Below are 16,458 nucleotides of genomic sequence, written 5' to 3'. Positions count from 1 at the left end.
TTTTAACAGAACCATTACCTTATTTGGAATATACAAACAACTTATTCCGTTTATCAGGCCTTATCGTTTAATGATCTACGGAACATTGTTTCTTACTTTTTTAGGGGCGCTTGCCGCACAGGTTAACCCACTTGTCCTGAAATACACGGTAGATGAGGTAACTGAACTGACTCACCTCCCACACCCAATGTCGGAAGGAATCCATGTATTGGTTATCATTTCTATTATTTTATTAGGAAAGGAGTTGTTAAATATCTTCATCAATTTCGGTCAAAAGTTCTATGGCGAAAAGATCAGGATCAATGTAAGTTCTGTTTTAGCACAATCGGCTATTGATAAGATATTAACATATCGGGTTGCCTATTTTAATGATGAGAATCATGAATCCGGTAAACTACAGATAAGGATTGACCGGGGAATTGAAAGTTTAACCAAACTTGTTCAGAATTTTTTCATTGATATTTTGCCTCTTTTCTCTAATGCAATAATTGCATTGATTATTATGTATATGCAGAATGTCTATGTGGGGATGGTTTCTACTATTATTGTTCCTATCTATTTTTACATCAGTTCTCTGCAAGCTGGAAAACTAGGGGGAGTGCGGCGTCAGTTAAGGAATCAGCGGGAACAGAAAACTTCGGGCCTCCTGAATCTTATCAATTCCATAATGGTTATTAAAAGTTTCGTACGGGAGAAATTTGAAGGCAAAAAGCAATATGACCTGCAGATGCAATTGATGGAAAGCCAGATGTTCACGAGAAAAACCAATTTTATTTATGATGGTTTAAAAACTTTTATAGAGCAGTTTGGAGTTGTTCTTATTATTTTACTGACCGTTTATCTTGTTTTAGACCAACAGATGACCATTGGAGCCATTATGCTTCATATTATGCTTTTTAATAATGTTTCTTCGCCGATCCGCCAGCTGCACCGTATTTATGATGATATGAATGATGCAATGATCTATGCTGAAGGTTATTTTGATATCCTGAACGCTGATGATGAAAAAGAACAAAATGGGACATTTGTAGAAAAAGAAATTAAAGGGACATTCGAACTGAAAAATATAGATTTTACTTATCCCAATGGAACTAAGGCTTTACATGATGTTTCCATGAAAATTGAAAATGGGAAAACCACAGCTTTGGTAGGATTAAGCGGTGCCGGGAAATCAACAATCATTAATCTTTTGTGTAAATTTTATCCGCCTGATTCCGGAGAGATTTTGTTGGATGGTGTTAATTTAAATCATTTCGATAATACATTTTTAAGGAATGATATAGGCCTTGTACTTCAAAGAAACCATATCTTCCAGGGGAGTATTGAAGATAATATCCGTTACGGAAATATGGATGCCAGTTTTGATCAGATTCAGGATGCTGCAAGAAAAGCTTATCTGCATGATCAGATTCTTGATCTGCCTGATCAGTATAATCATGATGCGACTCAACTTTCGGGAGGGCAGCAGCAAAGAATTGCTATCGCCAGGCTATTTTTAAAAAATCCCCCGATTATATTTCTGGATGAACCAACGGCAAGTCTTGATGCCATTGCAACAGAACAGATCAAGAACTCTCTTGATGCTATTAAAGAAGGAAGAACGGTAATCATTATTTCACATTCCCTGTCTCAGATATTAGATTCAGATAAGATCTATGTCATGAAAAAAGGAAGGGTGGTTGAAAGCGGAACGCATGGTGAATTGGTTCAGAAAAATGGGACTTACCGGGAAATTTTTGATGCTTCAGCAAGGAGTCTGAATCTGGATAAATTAATAAACACATTTAAAGACAGCTAAATGTAAGTAGATAAGAAACGGAGTCCATACAAAAAGTATGGACTCCGTTTTTCAAAATAGGGGTTGATTTAATTTTTTTCTGGAACCTGATAACTGCCTACTTCTGCTCCAAACGCAATGTTAACTCTGTTATAACTGTTAATTGCAATAATTGCCATCGTTAGATCTACCATCTCAGTTTCTGAAAATTGACTGCTCACTTCCTGATATATTTCTTCCGCAATTTCTTTTCCGTTGAGAGCCGTAAGTTGTTCTGCCCATAATAGTCCTGCCTTCTCTTTTGCTGTGTAAAAAGAACATTCTCTCCAGGCGCTTATTAAAAAGATTCTTTGTTCGGTTTCCCCTTTCGCTCTTAATTGTTTTGAGTGCATATCCAGGCAAAAAGCACAGCCATTCATTTGGGAAACTCTGAAATAAAGGAGTTCTAAAAATGAATTGTCAATTGATGAATTTTCTACATGGTATCCCATAGTGTGAAGTGCATTTACTGATTTGTTTCCCATTGCAAATGCGTTGATTCTTTGTGACATAATTTTGTTTTTTATTGATTAATTATGTGACAAATGTAGATGGCTTTTAATTCTTATTTTTTTACAAATGATAAAAAATCATTTTTGTGCACGGATTCTACTGAGTGAGACCTGGGTGATGCCAATATAGTCTGCAAGATCTCCAAGACTAATCCTTTGTATGAGTTCTGGCCTTTGTTTAAGGAAATTATTATAGCGCTTTTTACCATCGTCTTCTAACATTTCACTGATCCGTCCCATCATATTAACCGGAGCTTTTGAGTAGAGTTTGCTGAAAAGTGTTTCTGCAGAATGGTATTTTTTACATAAGTCATCCACAACTTGTTTACGAATAGAATACACTTCTACCGGTTCCAGTGCCACAAACATGTATTTGGAAGCTTTTCCTGTAAGAAATCCGCTGAGTTCTGTGAAAAAAGAATTTTCAGAAAAAAAAGTCATAATAAAATCTTTATCCCCATTATCAAAGAACAATTTGACCAGTCCTTTTTCTAAGAAATAAAAATGTTTACAGGTTTCGTCAGATTTTAATAAAAAATCCCCTTTTCTATAATTTTTTAATTCTAAATTTGAAATTAATTCATCGAGAACATGCTTTTCAAGGATTGAAATTTTTTCAACGGTCTGGATGAAATTAGTATAGCTCATTATTAAATAAAATGTGATTCTTGAATATCTAAATATAAGTAAAATTGTTGTTTACCTTATTTAGAATTTTGTGTAAAAGTTTAGATCGATCAGATAGAATGAATGACCATTATCTTAAAAAGCTGGATAGAGTAACAGCGATTCTTACCCAATTACAATCCAAACCTCTCGTAAGAGCACAGGATTTGGCGGAAAAATTTGAAGTAAGCATCAGAACGATTTATCGGGATGTGAAAACACTGGAGAATGCCGGAATCCCAATTTTAGGTGAAGCGGGAAGTGGATATTCTTTGATGGAAGGTTATAAGCTTCCACCGGTAATGTTTACCAAGGAGGAAGTTTTAAGTTTTATCACAGCTGAAAAACTAATGCAAAAATATTCGCATCAGAGTTTGGGATCCCATTATCAGACTGCAATGGAAAAGGTGCGCTCTGTTCTTAGGAATTCGGATAAAAATTTAATTCAAACGGTCGAAAAACAGGTGGATATCTTTAACTATCATGCGCCAACTACGGATAGTATCAAAAATATCATTCCTACTATCCTTGAGAGTATTGCAGAAAAGACTCAGTTATCCATAGAATATAAGAGTATTGATGCTAAAGTTTCCAATAGAATGATTGAGGCTGTAGGGGTTTTTCTTGAATTTAATTACTGGTACATTATGGCTTTTTGTACGCTAAGAAAAGATTTCAGACAATTCCGGGTTGATCGTATCCTACAGGTTGCTAAGACCAACAATCCTTTTTCGCAGGAATATGGAGGGATTAATGATTACCGTAGAAATTCGAAAAATGAAGTGACAATAGTGAAGTTACTGGTAGAAAAGAAAATAATGAATCATCTGGTCAATGCAAAAAAGTATTATGGATTAACAGAAGAAGTAGAAACAGATGAAGGGGTATTGATGACTTTTGAAACCGAATGGATCAAGGATGGTTTTCCGCGATGGCTGATCACATTTGCTGATTACGCTGTAATTTTGGAACCTGAAATGCTTAAAGTGAGGCTCAGAGATCTTGTTAATGATATTTCTGAAAGATATAAAGACATTTAAACTAAAAGATTATGAAATATTTATTTTCACGCTGTCTACTTCTGTTGGCCATTACATCTTGTACTTTGGCTTCTGCTTGTTCAGCATTTTTATTAAAAGGAAATGATTATTGTGTAGTAGGTTTCAATGAGAATTGGAAAACAATGCCGGGGATGATCGTGGTGAACAAACGTGGGGTTTCCAAAAGGAATATCAGTTGGGAGAATCTTACGACCAACAATTTGAATGCAGCAAAGAATTGGGATTCTCAATACGGTTCTGTTACCTTTAATCTTCTTGGATATGATTTTCCATGCTATGGAGTAAACGAAAAAGGACTTTTTTTGGTTGAGCTTTCACTGGACGAAACGACAAAAGTATTTAACCCAACACAACCCAATATGTTTTGGGCACAATGGATACAATATCAATTAGATAATTACAAATCGGTACAGGAAGTTGTAGATCACTTGAATGAAGGTCCCAATATAGATTGGTGGCCAAATGCAGGAGGAAGCCATTTTTTTCTGAGTGATGCTAAAGGAAATACGGCAAATATTGCACTGCTGAATGGGAAATACAAAGTAATTGCGGGTAAAGATATGCCAATGCCTGTTTTATGTAATAATCAATATAAAAAGGATTTTGACAATATTCAGAAATATGATTTTTTAGGTGGGAAGGAAAAGTTTGACCTTAGCCAGCAAAACAAATGGGAAGAGCGATATAACAAGGCTTATTACATGCTAAATAATTACAAGTATGATAAAAAGCCTGTGGATTATGCCTGGAATATTCTCAATTCTGTATATGCCGGAGAATGGCAGACTGTCATCGATGTCAAAAACATGAATCTCTATTTTCGTTCCGATCTGAAAAAGGAAATAAAAACGATCGATATCAACAAACTTGATTTTTCAAAGCAGGCCTCAGTGAAGTTTTTAGATATTCATACAGATGAATTGGGTAAGGTAAATAATCATTTCCAGACGCTTACTTTAGAGAAAAATAACGAATATGTAGCAAAGGGATTCCCCATTGGGTATGATAACAAAGAGTTCGGTACATCCAGTGCTTTTACTCAGCTTAAGGAGAATATTGTAAGCTTTTTTAAAAATATTTTACCGGGCTAAAAAATGACAAAAGCTTTCAGATTTTTCTGAAAGCTTTTGCGTTGCTTAATTTATAATTTGATAGAAAAGTGATGGAGGAGAATTAGAATCTCTCCCAGAAGAATGGGGGTTCAATTCCTAATGATCTTAAATAAACATATCCTTGTCCACGATGATGGATTTCGTTATCAATGAAGTAAAGAATATTCTGATAAACCGGAAACTCATATTGTCCAAATAGGTTAAATGTTTCCTGCATACGCTCTTCAGAAATCTGATTGAAATAATGATTGATTACTTCAGTTTCCTCATCCCATTTTTTTAGAATTTCTTCTTTTGTTGTAGGATTAAAACCTTCTTCACTGTAAGCCTCCATATTTTTTTCATTGATTCCTTTTAGGGCAGGTCCGGCAATGCTGATCAACTCTAAGGCTAATTTTGCGAAAGGTCTCATTCCAGCAACAGAAAATTCAAATAATTCTTTCTCAGGAAAAGCTTCAATCACTCTTCTTGTTAGATTTCTGTGCCCTTGCCAATGTTCTAATAATTGTTCAGATGTCATAAATTGTTTTGTTGCGATGGCTGTAGTTGTCATAATATTTTTGTTTTATTTGTTATTGTTGATACAAAGATAGAAGGAGGTGATGACAACAGATTGTCAGTAGGATTTTAAAGAGTGAAAAAATATTTATTTTTATTTCAAAATATCATTCATATTTTTTCGTTTAGAGAGTAGAAGTACTGCTCAAGTAGATAATTATTTATAATTTCAGAGAAATGAAGAAGCTTATTTTAAGTCTTACAAGTGCTTGTTCTCTTTTAGCTTGTAATAAGATCAGTGATAAAATAGATCAGACCGTTCAGGAAACTACAGAGACGGTGAAGCAAAAAACTCAGCAGGCTGTAGAAGAAAGAGTGAAGAAAACGGTCAATGAATCTATAAAATCACTTACCAATTCCGAAGATATTCAGTTCAATCAGGTTTTCCCTAATTCAGGAGGATTTATTTCTGCTGAAACTGGAAAGAAGTTTGTGTTTCCTAATGGAGCGAAAGGATATATTTTTAAATATAAGGCAGATAAAGCAGAGCTGATTCCTTTTTTGGAAGGCCAGCCCACTACCGATGAAGCTCGTTCTGATAAAAAAGCCCGTAAGGTAGATGGACAGAATATTGTTGACAAAATAAGTTTTATCGAAAAGTTTCTTCCTGAGAATACTATTGATCAAAGTATATTAGATGACATAAAGAATGATGAGAGTATTGAATATTATAAATTGAAGAGATTTCCAAATAACAGTACGATCATTTATAATTCTAAAAACAGAACGGTGCTGCAATATGTAGAGGTAAATAAATAATTTGTGAGTGGTCGGTTTTTATCGGCCATTTTTTATGGAATAAATGAAAACTTTTAAAAGATCTAAAGAAAACAAAACTTTAAAGTCTTGTAGAGATAATTTTAAAAAAGTAATTTAGTACTATGAAAATTTATACAAAAACAGGAGACAAAGGACAAACTGCCCTTTATGGCGGAACAAGAGTTTCGAAAGCCAGTGCAAGGGTAGAAAGTTATGGAAATATAGATGAGCTGAATTCTTTTATCGGTATTGCAAAAAGCCATATTGAAGATAGTGAAGTTTTACATCAGCTGAAGAAAATCCAGTTTGATTTATTTACAGTAGGGTCTGAAGCTGCGACCCCAGTAGATAAATTAATGCTTGCTAACGGAAAATCCCGTCTTCCACTCATTATTTCAGAAACTGAAATTGAAGAGCTTGAACAGTGGATGGATAATTTTGATACAGAATTGGAACCCCTGCAGTATTTTATACTTCCTGGTGGAGGTAGAGCTGCTACTTTTTTACATGCCGCAAGAACGATTTGCAGAAGAGCAGAACGCTCTCTTGTTTTTCTGAATGAAGCAGAAGAGGTACGTCCAGAACTGATCAAATACCTCAACAGACTTTCAGATTATCTCTTTGTTTTGGCGCGGTACGTTTCAAAATTAAATAACGAACCGGAAGAATATTGGAATCCGAATGAGAGATAAAGCGCTACTTTTTATTAATGGAGAACCTCCAAAATTCTTTCCAGCTTTAGATGATTATGGCTTAATTGCTTGTACTGACGGCGCATTTCATTATTTAAAACAACAGAATTTTTCTTTAGATCAATTAGATTTTATATCAGGTGATTTTGATTCTCATACAGGATCTGATGAAAATGTGTACCAGGAAAAGTTTATTCTTACCCTTGATCAGGATAAAACGGACTTTCATAAAGCTCTTGAAATTATCTTGGAGAAAGGATTTCGTACTGTAGATGTTTTTGGTGCAAGTGGCGGAGAGCAAGATCATTTCCTGGGAAACCTCACAGTTGCCTATTCATTTAAAGATCAATTGAATCTTAAATTCTATGATGAATTTTCAGAATATTATTTTATTCCTAAAAGCTTTAAAGTAAATCAGGTCAAAAATAAAATGATCTCTCTTTATCCATTTCCATTTGTAGAAAATATTACCACCAAAGGGTTGAACTGGCCTTTAGCAAATGGGAATTTAAGCATCACTTCAAGAATAGGAACACGAAATTTTGCCATTGAAGATGAGGTCTCTGTTGAATATGCATCAGGTGATTTGCTATTTTTTGTAGGACGTAAAGAAATAGAATATCCGGCAATATATTAAGAAATTGAAATTCATACGATCAACAGGAACGGGCTTTAGCCCGTTTATAATTATACATATATTCAACCGGCTTTAGCCAAAACCTAATGGCTAAATAATCTCCAAAAACTTTTGTACCTTTTGTGAATAAACTTTTATCGTATTGAAAAAATTACTCAAAATATCCTTTCTGCTGATCATGGCACTCTGTGTTTTCTCCTGTAAAACCCAAAATTTCACAGTGCCCGAATACGGCAAAAACGAACCAGAAAAGCTGCACATAAAAAAGGTACACAACTTTAGAACAGTCGGAGATATTAAAAATTCTGACGGAAAAACATTGCGGAAAGGTGTATTTTACAGAAGTGGACATCTTAATAATCTTAAGAAAAAATCTTTTGATAAATTTCAAAAATTAGGGATTAAAGAGGTTATTGATCTTAGAAATGACAGAGAAATTACGGCCAATCCAGATCAACTTCCCACAAATCTTATGTATAAAAAATATTCAGCTTTTGAAGATCAGGGAGATCAATTATCACAAGCTAAAAAATTAGTTTTAAAGGGTAAGGTTAATGCTCAGGATGCTGATAAAAGGATGATTGATTTTTATAAGGAGTATGTGACAGAAAATCCAGAGACCATAAAAAAGATCATTACAGAAATTTTAGATTCAAATCAGCCTGTTTTATATCATTGTACTGCAGGTAAAGATAGAACGGGAATTATTACTGCCCTTATCTTAACCATATTGAAATTTGATAAAGCAACGATTTACAATGATTATCTTTTATCAAATAATTTTAGACAAAAACTTGTATTAAAGAGGCTTCGACTTGCTAATAACTTACATTTTCTATATCCTAAAATGGATATAAAAGTACTGGAAAAATTAAGCTGGATTGAGAGCGATTATCTGGATGCAGCATTTAACGAAATTGACAATAAATACGGTTCTACGGATGTTTATATTCAAAAGGTGTTGGGGATTTCTGACGATAAAAGAGAATTCTACATTCGTAAGTTTACATATTAATAAATAAAGAAATTATCATTGTGGTTTTGCACAGGGCCTTTCAGGAGAACCCGTGAAAATTATAATAATTTTAACATCAAAAAATCAAACTTTTTTAGCAATTTTGCATTCTTAATTCACTTGCTAAAAAATGAAAATAAAATACTCGGAACTTATTGATCAGACATTATATTTTCCAACGGAAGAATTTAATGTTTCTGAGAACAATTTGTTGTTTCACGATATTCCACTGATGGAAGTTGTTGAAAAGTTTGGAACGCCTTTAAAGGTTAGTTACCTCCCGAAGATTTCTCAAAATATTCAAAAAGCAAAAAGCTGGTTCAAAGAGGCTTTTGAGAAAATCGAATATAAGAAAAATTACAGATACTGCTACTGTACGAAATCCAGTCATTTTAATTTTGTTATTGAAGAAGCGCTGAAAAACGATATTTCAATCGAAACGTCTTCGGCTTATGATATGGATATTGTAAGATCTCTTTACAAAAAAGGGAAGGTAGATAAAAATATTGAGGTGATCTGTAATGGATTTAAAACCGATGATTATCTGGCGAAGATTTCAGAAATGATCAATAGCGGCTTTGAAAATATTACGCCAATCTTAGACAATTACAGAGAACTTGATAAGCTTACGGAAAGTATTGACAGTACTTTTGATATTGGGATAAGAATAGCTTCTGAAGAAGAACCAAAATTCGAATTTTATACCTCAAGATTAGGAATCGGATATAAAGATATCATCCCTTATTACAGTCAGAAAATTGCTGAACACCCGAATGCAAGATTGAAAATGCTTCACTTCTTCATTAATACAGGGATAAAAGATACAGCGTATTACTGGAATGAATTGTATAAATGTCTCCGCGTTTATGCCCGATTGAAAAAAATTGCACCAGAGGTGGATTCATTGAATATTGGAGGAGGTTTCCCTATTAAAACATCTTTAAATTTCGATTACGACTACCAGTACATGGTTGAAGAAATCGTTTCTCAGATTAAAAAATTCTGTGAGGAAGAAGGTGTAGAAGAACCGAATATCTATACAGAATTTGGAAGCTTCACAGTAGGGGAAAGTGGGGCTAATCTATATAAGATTATTTCTCAAAAACGTCAGAACGACAGAGAAAAATGGAATATGATCGATTCATCATTCATGACTACACTTCCAGATACGTGGGCAATTTCAAGACACTTTATCATGCTTCCTCTAAACCGTTGGGAAGATACCTATGAGAGGGTTTTCCTTGGTGGTTTAACTTGTGATTCAGATGATTATTACAACTCTGAACAGCATACCAATGCGATCTATTTGCCGGTTTTCAGTGATACAAAACCACTGTATATTGGGTTCTTCCATACAGGAGCATATCAGGAAACAATCGGAGGTTACGGAGGTGTTCATCACTGTTTGATGCCGCAGCCCAGACACATCCTTATTCAGAAAGATGAAAACGGAGAATTCCAATATGAAATATTCCGTGAAAGACAGGAACCGGAAGATGTTCTTAAGCTTTTAGGTTACTGATAAACTAACAGATCAACATAAAAAAGGTTCTCGACTGAGAACCTTTTTCTATTATATAAAGTAATTTGAAATGTTATCCAGTTCCAGTTCTGTGTAATCTGAAACGGTAATGTTAGCTAAAGTATAGTCCTGATTTATTGAATGTTCACTTTTATAGGCTGCACAAAAAATCTCTGCATTATGAGCTGCTAAAATTCCATTAGTTGAATCCTCAATCACCATACAGTTCTGTTTGGGTACATTAGCCTTTTCTGCTGCTAAAAGAAAAACTTCAGGATGGGGTTTTGATTCTTTAAGCTCAGCACCACTCACTTTTCCATTGAAATACTTCTCTAGTTCGAACTTCTCAAAAACCATATTGATGGTTACCATACTTGCAGAGGAGGCTACAATGAGCTGGATTTGGTTGTCATAATAGTGGGTAATAAGTTTTCTTACTCCCGGTATCAGATCAAAATCAGGATCATGGTAGAAATACTCTTTAAAATAATTCCTTTTTATATCGCTAAGTTCCTGATAGGTATTGTTGAGTCCGTATGTCTGAATTAATATTTCACAAACTTTTTTAGTGGAATATCCGGTGAATGAAGTGTAAAGGTCTTCCGAAACGTCAATATTAAGATCTTCAAACATTTTGAAATAAGCTTTTCTGTGCAATGGTTCTGTGTCTACAATGACTCCATCCATATCGAAAAGTACCGCTTTTAAGGACATATTAAAATTTTGAGTGCAAAAATAGGGATTAAAAATTTAAAGATTTAAAAATTAAAGGATTTAAAGATTTCGATTCAAAACTTCCGGCCTCTTGCTTCCGAGTTCTAAGTTCTTTGTATCTTTGTCGGAAATATTTCAAATTTTTAAATCATTTAATTTTTAAATAAAAGCATGAAAACATACGCGGGAATTCCTGAAGAAAATGCATCATTAGAAAATTCAAAAGTAATGTTGGTTACAGTTCCTTATGACGGAACTTCAACATGGGGTAAAGGAGCTGATAAAGGTCCTGCATTATTCCTTGACGCTTCTGAAAATATGGAGCTTTATGATATTGAAACAGGAACAGAACCATATCTGGACGGAGTGTATTTGGCAGGTGAAGTTTCTGAAAACTCTACGCCTGAGGCTATGACAGAAGCAGTATACCAGAAAACAAAGGACCTTCTGGAAAATGATGGAAAATTATTTACTCTTTTTGGGGGAGAGCATTCTGTTTCTATTGGTTCTATCCGTGCTGTAGGTGAAAAATATGAAAATCTAACTGTATTACAATTGGATGCTCATACGGATCTACGTCCGGAATTTCACGGATCTACTTCTAATCATGCTTGTGCAGTATATGAAGCTAGCCAGAAACATAATCTGGTTCAGGTGGGAATCCGATCTATGGATATTGAAGAATATCAGTATTTGCCGGAAGGACAAGTATTCTTTGCTCATGAAATTGCAGTAAATGATAACTGGATCAATGATGTATTGGAGAAGGTTTCCGGGAATGTATATATCACCATCGATTTAGATGCTTTTGATCCTTCAATTTGTCCATCAACAGGGACTCCTGAGCCTGGAGGTTTACAGTGGTATCCTACATTGGAACTATTGAGAATGGTATTTGAAAAATGTAATGTAGTTGCTTTTGATATTGTAGAATTAATGGATTCTCCAATGGCTAAGCCAAGTGCTTTTCTGGCGGCTAAGTTATATTATAAAATGTTAGCTTACTATCACATCAGCAAAGACTAAAATTCCGCAAGAATCGGATTTTTTCTGCGAAGTTTTCTTTGGAAATTTGTGAGATAAAATACAAAGATATGTCTACACAAAGTCAAATAGATTATAACAGAATTGCTAAGGCAATAGAATATATCCAAAGCAATTTTAAGCTTCAGCCAAGTCTGGAGGAAGTGGCGGAGAAAATACATCTGAGTCCTACCCATTTTCAAAAGATATTTACAGATTGGGCAGGTACAAGTCCGAAAAAATTCTTGCAGTTCATAAGTCTTGAGCATGCTAAAGGTTTATTAAAAGAAGAAAAGCTCAGCATATTTGATGCCGCTTTTGAAACTGGCTTTTCCAGTACAAGCAGACTTCATGATCTGTTTGTAAAAATAGAAGGAATGTCTCCGGCAGAATATAAAAACGGAGGGAAAAGTCTGGTGATCAACTATAACTTTTCAGAAAGCCCGTTTGGAAATATAATCGTAGCCTCCACTGAAAAGGGAATCTGCCATTTGGCTTTCGAAAATGATAAAGAAACAGCATTAGGGAATTTGAAAACTCAATTTCCTAATGCTTCTTTTTTTGAAAAACAGGACGAACTTCAAAAAAATGCCTTGTCCATCTTTAATAAAGACTGGAATAGGCTTAATACAGTAAAACTTCATCTTAAAGGGACCGATTTTCAACTTAAGGTCTGGGAAAGTCTTCTTAGTATTCCAATGGGGAAATTATCAACCTATGGAAGTCTTGCAGAAAAAATAAATAGTCCCAAAGCTTACAGGGCAGTCGGTACCGCGATAGGAAGCAATCCTGTAGCCTTTCTTATTCCTTGCCACCGCGTTATTCAATCTTCTGGAAATCTTGGCGGTTATCATTGGGGAAGTGACAGAAAGCAACTAATTATAGGTTGGGAGGGTTCACATACTTCCAATTAATTCAATCTGAAAAAAATAAGAGAAAATAATTATGGTTAAAAATAAGATCATATCCGCTTATGAAGAGATCGCTGAAAAATACAATGAGCTGATTGATCATAAGCCGCATAATGCCTACTATGACAGACCTAATACATTGGAATTGATTCAGGATGTAGAGGGGAAAATTATTCTTGATGCAGCTTGTGGCCCTGGCAAATATGCTGAAATATTATTGTCTAAAGGAGCAAAGGTGAAGGGCTTTGATATCAGTACGAAAATGGTAGAATTAGCGAAGGAAAGAAATAATAATAAAGATGATTTCTTTGTTCATGATTTGTCTTTACCTTTTGAAATGTTTGAGGATGATTATTTTGATACTGTTATTTGTGCATTAGCTCTTCATTATCTGGAAGATTGGAACTTGACCATTAAAGAATTCTGCAGGGTATTGAAACCTGGTGGAAGTCTTGTTATATCGATCGAACATCCTTTTTTCGAGTATAACTATTTTAACTCAGAGAAATATTTTGAGATCGAACATGTGAACTGTACATGGAATGGCTTCGGTAATCCTATTGAAATTAATAGTTTCAGAAGACCTCTCAGCGAATGCATTATCCCGTTGACGGATAATGGATTTTATATTGATAAACTCATTGAACCAAAGCCAACCAAAGAATTTGAAAAATTAGATCCTAAGCATTATAAGGAACTGAATGAGTTTCCTGCCTTTATGTGTATTCGTGCTATAAAAAAATAAAATGAAAAGCCTGTTTGAAGAAATATCGGATTTTCCGGTTAATATCCTCCCAAAGGATGGAGTTGTTAACTATTATGGTACCATTTTCTCTAAGGAAAAATCTGATTTTTATTATGATTATTTATTCAATCAGATTCCCTGGGAAAATGATGAAGCAGTGATCTTTGGTAAATTGATTTTAACAAAAAGAAAAGTGGCTTGGTTTGGAGAAAAGGCATTTGAATATACTTATTCCAACAGAACGAAATTTGCAATACCCTGGACTCCTGAATTATTAGACCTAAAGCAGAAATGTGAAGAAATTTCAGGGGAAACCTATAATTCCTGTCTTCTGAATTTGTACCATGATGGAAGTGAGGGAATGGCTTATCACAGTGATAGTGAAAAGGACCTGAAAAAGCATGGAGCTATTGCTTCGGTGACTTTTGGTGCAGAAAGGAAGTTTTTATTTAAACATAAGGAGACCAAAGAAAAGGTGGAGATCTTTTTAGAAGAAGGAAGTTTATTGGTCATGAAAGGAGCTACTCAGGATCATTGGCTCCACAGGCTTCCTCCGACGACAAAAGTGAAAACTCCAAGAGTTAATCTGACCTTTAGAACTATTGAAGAATAAAAAAAGTGGCTTCGAGAACCTCAGCCACTTTTTTTATTTATGAATGAATTTATAAAAACATGGTGACTGAGGTTCTCAAAATCACCATGTTTTCTATTTTATAACCTCAGCTTCAATAGAACTGTCGTTATAGATCTTGATAAAAGCTTTTGTATAATCTTCTTTTGTTGCCATATTCGGGTTATCCATAAATTTCTGTGGATTTACAGAAAAAAGCGGGAACCATGTACTGCTGATCTGAATCTGGATCTTGTGTCCTTTTTTAAAGGTATGCACTACATCCTGCAATCTGAAATTAACCGGAGTCTTTTGATTGGGAACCAACGCTTCCGCTTTCTCTCTTGAATTTCTGAATCTGGCAGGCATTATTTCGCTTCTTACCATTTGATGGTAATTGCCATAAATAACACCGTCTTTTTTCTCAGTAGGTTTGAAATCTTCAGGGTAGACATCAATAAGCTTTACTGCAAAATCTGCATCTGTGGATGTGGATGCGATATTTAATTTAGCCATGATTTCCCCTGCAAAAGTCATATCTTCTGTTAAAGCATCTGTTGTGAAAGTAATAACGTCCGGTCTGCCTTCAGCAAATCTTTGATCTTCTGACATGTAATTTCTAGGAGTGAATCCATTAAAATCTTTTAGGCTTGCAGAGCTTAATACGGGATTGTTTGGGTCACTATAATATTCTGAGAATCCTTGATCGGAGTTGTTCTTTAAAGTTCCATTAGCCAGATAAAAATTAACTTTTTTACCTTCTTTTGGTGGATAAGTAGCAAATTCTCTCCACTGTTTTGCTCCCGTGTCATACATTGAAGCTTCCGGAAGACCCGCATCCTCCTTTGTATTGCCCTTTAAATAATGATTGAAAAATTTGGTTTCAATATTTTTCTGATAGTAAGTAGCGATACTGTCTCCGAAATAGATTTCATTATGAAAATGTTTTCCCATTTCCTGAGACCATCCACCATGAGAGAAAGGTCCCATAACAATGGTGTTTTTTGCTTTTGGACTTGTTTTTTCAATGGTTTTGTAGATATTCAGAGGTCCGGATAAATCTTCTGCATCGAACCATCCGCCAACAGTCATTACCGCATGGTTTACATTTTTAAGGTGAGGTAAAAGACTTCTTTTTTGCCAGAAATCATCATAGTTGGGGTGATTCATAATTTCTGTCATGAAGAAATTGTTTTTGTAATATTTTTCATAACCATCTTTCAGAGTTCCCATCTCTCTGTAAAACTTTAATCCATCTTCTGATGCAGGCTTTATAAATGAATCCATATACCAGGCTTGCTTCTCAGCCTTTGTTTTCTGGACTCCAAAAACCGGGAATGTTCTGAAATAACCCAGCATGAATTTTCCATTATGAAGGAAATCATCATTCCAGAAATCAGAGATAGGAGCCTGAGGGGAAGAAGCAACTAATGCAGGATGATCAGCCAGTATACCGACAGCTGTATAAAAGCCGGGATATGAAGTTCCAAATTGTCCTACTTTTCCATTGTTATTTTTAACATTTTTCAATAACCATTCTATTGTATCATAGGTGTCTGTACTTTCGTCGACATCTTTTTTTGTTTTGCGTTCTACCTGAGGTGTCATATTGGTGAATGTCCCTTCACTCATATATCTTCCACGAACATCCTGATACACAAAAATATATTTGTCCTGCATCAGGTATTGATTAGGGCCAATCTTCGCTTTATATTCATTCTCCCCATAGGGAGCAATGCTGTAGCAGGTCCTTTGCATTAAGAATGGATATTTATTTTTGTTTGTAATGTCTTTTGGGATATACACGGCGGTGAAAAGTTTAACACCATCACGCATTGGAATATAGAATTCCTGTTTAGTAAAATTATCTTTAACAAAACTGTCCTTTTGTGTTGCGTTTTGTGCATGTCCAAGGATAAAAAAGAAAATAAATAAAATGGAAATATGCGTTTTCATAAATAAAATTTGGAGCTAATTTAAAAATAAAAAACGCGTTTACAACGAGAAATATTGCTAAACGAAACAGATTGCAAAAGAAATGAATAAAATAGATCCTATCATCTTAAATTTTAACTAAAAAAAATCCCTGAAAAAAATTTCAGGGA

Annotated in this window: 17 protein-coding genes; 12 read left to right on the top strand and 5 right to left on the bottom strand. The window is 34.6% G+C overall.

Features of this window, described 5'->3' with window-relative positions:
* Positions 1-70: 70 nt before the first annotated feature.
* Complete coding sequence (locus CEY12_RS09485; protein WP_089029834.1) at positions 71-1,798, top strand: ABC transporter ATP-binding protein; 1,728 nt, start codon at positions 71-73, stop codon at positions 1,796-1,798.
* A gap of 68 nt (positions 1,799-1,866) precedes the next feature.
* Here CEY12_RS09485 and CEY12_RS09480 read toward each other — a convergent pair whose 3' ends face one another.
* A complete protein-coding gene (locus tag CEY12_RS09480; protein ID WP_089027465.1) occupies positions 1,867-2,328 on the bottom strand; it encodes a carboxymuconolactone decarboxylase family protein in 462 nt (153 codons plus the stop codon).
* A gap of 78 nt (positions 2,329-2,406) precedes the next feature.
* Positions 2,407-2,976 (bottom strand): Crp/Fnr family transcriptional regulator, encoded by a 570-nt coding sequence (locus CEY12_RS09475; RefSeq protein ID WP_089027464.1) that lies wholly within the window; start codon positions 2,974-2,976, stop codon positions 2,407-2,409.
* Positions 2,977-3,074: 98 nt separating this feature from the next.
* On the opposite strand from CEY12_RS09475, the gene CEY12_RS09470 reads away from it, so the two are divergent.
* Both CEY12_RS09470 and CEY12_RS09465 read left to right on the top strand, forming a co-directional pair.
* The gene (locus tag CEY12_RS09470) at positions 3,075-4,034 is read left to right on the top strand and encodes a helix-turn-helix transcriptional regulator (protein WP_089027463.1); all 960 of its coding nucleotides are present in this window, start codon (positions 3,075-3,077) and stop codon (positions 4,032-4,034) included.
* A gap of 11 nt (positions 4,035-4,045) precedes the next feature.
* Positions 4,046-5,146, top strand: a complete 1,101-nt coding sequence (locus CEY12_RS09465) for a linear amide C-N hydrolase (RefSeq protein ID WP_157676794.1) — start codon at positions 4,046-4,048, stop codon at positions 5,144-5,146.
* A gap of 82 nt (positions 5,147-5,228) precedes the next feature.
* Here CEY12_RS09465 and CEY12_RS09460 read toward each other — a convergent pair whose 3' ends face one another.
* Positions 5,229-5,720, bottom strand: a complete 492-nt coding sequence (locus CEY12_RS09460; protein ID WP_089027461.1) for a DinB family protein — start codon at positions 5,718-5,720, stop codon at positions 5,229-5,231.
* A 182-nt stretch (positions 5,721-5,902) separates the two neighbouring features.
* Between CEY12_RS09460 and CEY12_RS09455 the strand changes: the two genes are divergently transcribed.
* From CEY12_RS09455 to CEY12_RS09435, 5 genes are all read left to right on the top strand, one after another.
* Positions 5,903-6,484 carry a hypothetical protein gene (locus CEY12_RS09455; protein WP_089027460.1) on the top strand — a complete coding sequence of 194 codons (582 nt, stop codon included), beginning with the start codon at positions 5,903-5,905 and terminating at the stop codon, positions 6,482-6,484.
* A gap of 122 nt (positions 6,485-6,606) precedes the next feature.
* Positions 6,607-7,176 (top strand): cob(I)yrinic acid a,c-diamide adenosyltransferase, encoded by a 570-nt coding sequence (locus tag CEY12_RS09450; protein ID WP_089027459.1) that lies wholly within the window; start codon positions 6,607-6,609, stop codon positions 7,174-7,176.
* A complete protein-coding gene (locus tag CEY12_RS09445) occupies positions 7,166-7,813 on the top strand; it encodes a thiamine diphosphokinase (protein ID WP_089027458.1) in 648 nt (215 codons plus the stop codon). Before CEY12_RS09450 ends, CEY12_RS09445 begins: the two co-directional genes overlap by 11 nt.
* Positions 7,814-7,955: 142 nt before the next feature.
* On the top strand, positions 7,956-8,828 hold the full coding sequence (locus CEY12_RS09440) for a tyrosine-protein phosphatase (protein WP_228409831.1): 873 nt from the start codon (positions 7,956-7,958) through the stop codon (positions 8,826-8,828).
* A 130-nt stretch (positions 8,829-8,958) separates the two neighbouring features.
* Complete coding sequence (locus CEY12_RS09435) at positions 8,959-10,350, top strand: arginine decarboxylase (RefSeq protein WP_089027457.1); 1,392 nt, start codon at positions 8,959-8,961, stop codon at positions 10,348-10,350.
* Between the two features lie 51 nt (positions 10,351-10,401).
* Here the strand turns inward: CEY12_RS09435 and CEY12_RS09430 are convergent, their stop codons facing one another.
* On the bottom strand, positions 10,402-11,064 hold the full coding sequence (locus CEY12_RS09430) for an HAD family hydrolase (protein ID WP_089027456.1): 663 nt from the start codon (positions 11,062-11,064) through the stop codon (positions 10,402-10,404).
* A gap of 171 nt (positions 11,065-11,235) precedes the next feature.
* Here CEY12_RS09430 and speB point away from each other — a divergent pair, with 171 nt between their 5' ends.
* The 4 genes from speB to CEY12_RS09410 all read left to right on the top strand — a co-directional run bounded on the left by speB (position 11,236) and on the right by CEY12_RS09410 (position 14,356).
* The gene (gene speB, locus CEY12_RS09425) at positions 11,236-12,090 is read left to right on the top strand and encodes an agmatinase (protein WP_089027455.1); all 855 of its coding nucleotides are present in this window, start codon (positions 11,236-11,238) and stop codon (positions 12,088-12,090) included.
* A 68-nt stretch (positions 12,091-12,158) separates the two neighbouring features.
* Positions 12,159-13,001: a bifunctional helix-turn-helix domain-containing protein/methylated-DNA--[protein]-cysteine S-methyltransferase gene (locus tag CEY12_RS09420; RefSeq protein WP_089027454.1), complete on the top strand. Its 843-nt coding sequence runs from the start codon at positions 12,159-12,161 to the stop codon at positions 12,999-13,001.
* Between the two features lie 31 nt (positions 13,002-13,032).
* On the top strand, positions 13,033-13,743 hold the full coding sequence (locus CEY12_RS09415; RefSeq protein ID WP_089027453.1) for a class I SAM-dependent methyltransferase: 711 nt from the start codon (positions 13,033-13,035) through the stop codon (positions 13,741-13,743).
* A 1-nt stretch (position 13,744) separates the two neighbouring features.
* On the top strand, positions 13,745-14,356 hold the full coding sequence (locus CEY12_RS09410) for an alpha-ketoglutarate-dependent dioxygenase AlkB family protein (RefSeq protein WP_089027452.1): 612 nt from the start codon (positions 13,745-13,747) through the stop codon (positions 14,354-14,356).
* A 93-nt stretch (positions 14,357-14,449) separates the two neighbouring features.
* Here the strand turns inward: CEY12_RS09410 and CEY12_RS09405 are convergent, their stop codons facing one another.
* A complete protein-coding gene (locus tag CEY12_RS09405; protein ID WP_089027451.1) occupies positions 14,450-16,309 on the bottom strand; it encodes a CocE/NonD family hydrolase in 1,860 nt (619 codons plus the stop codon).
* Positions 16,310-16,458 lie beyond the last annotated feature (149 nt).

It is taken from the genome of Chryseobacterium sp. T16E-39 (assembly GCF_002216065.1).
In the GTDB taxonomy this organism is placed as follows: domain Bacteria; phylum Bacteroidota; class Bacteroidia; order Flavobacteriales; family Weeksellaceae; genus Chryseobacterium.
Note: the sequence above shows the minus strand (reverse complement) of the source record. Positions and strands in the feature narration are given on the sequence as shown.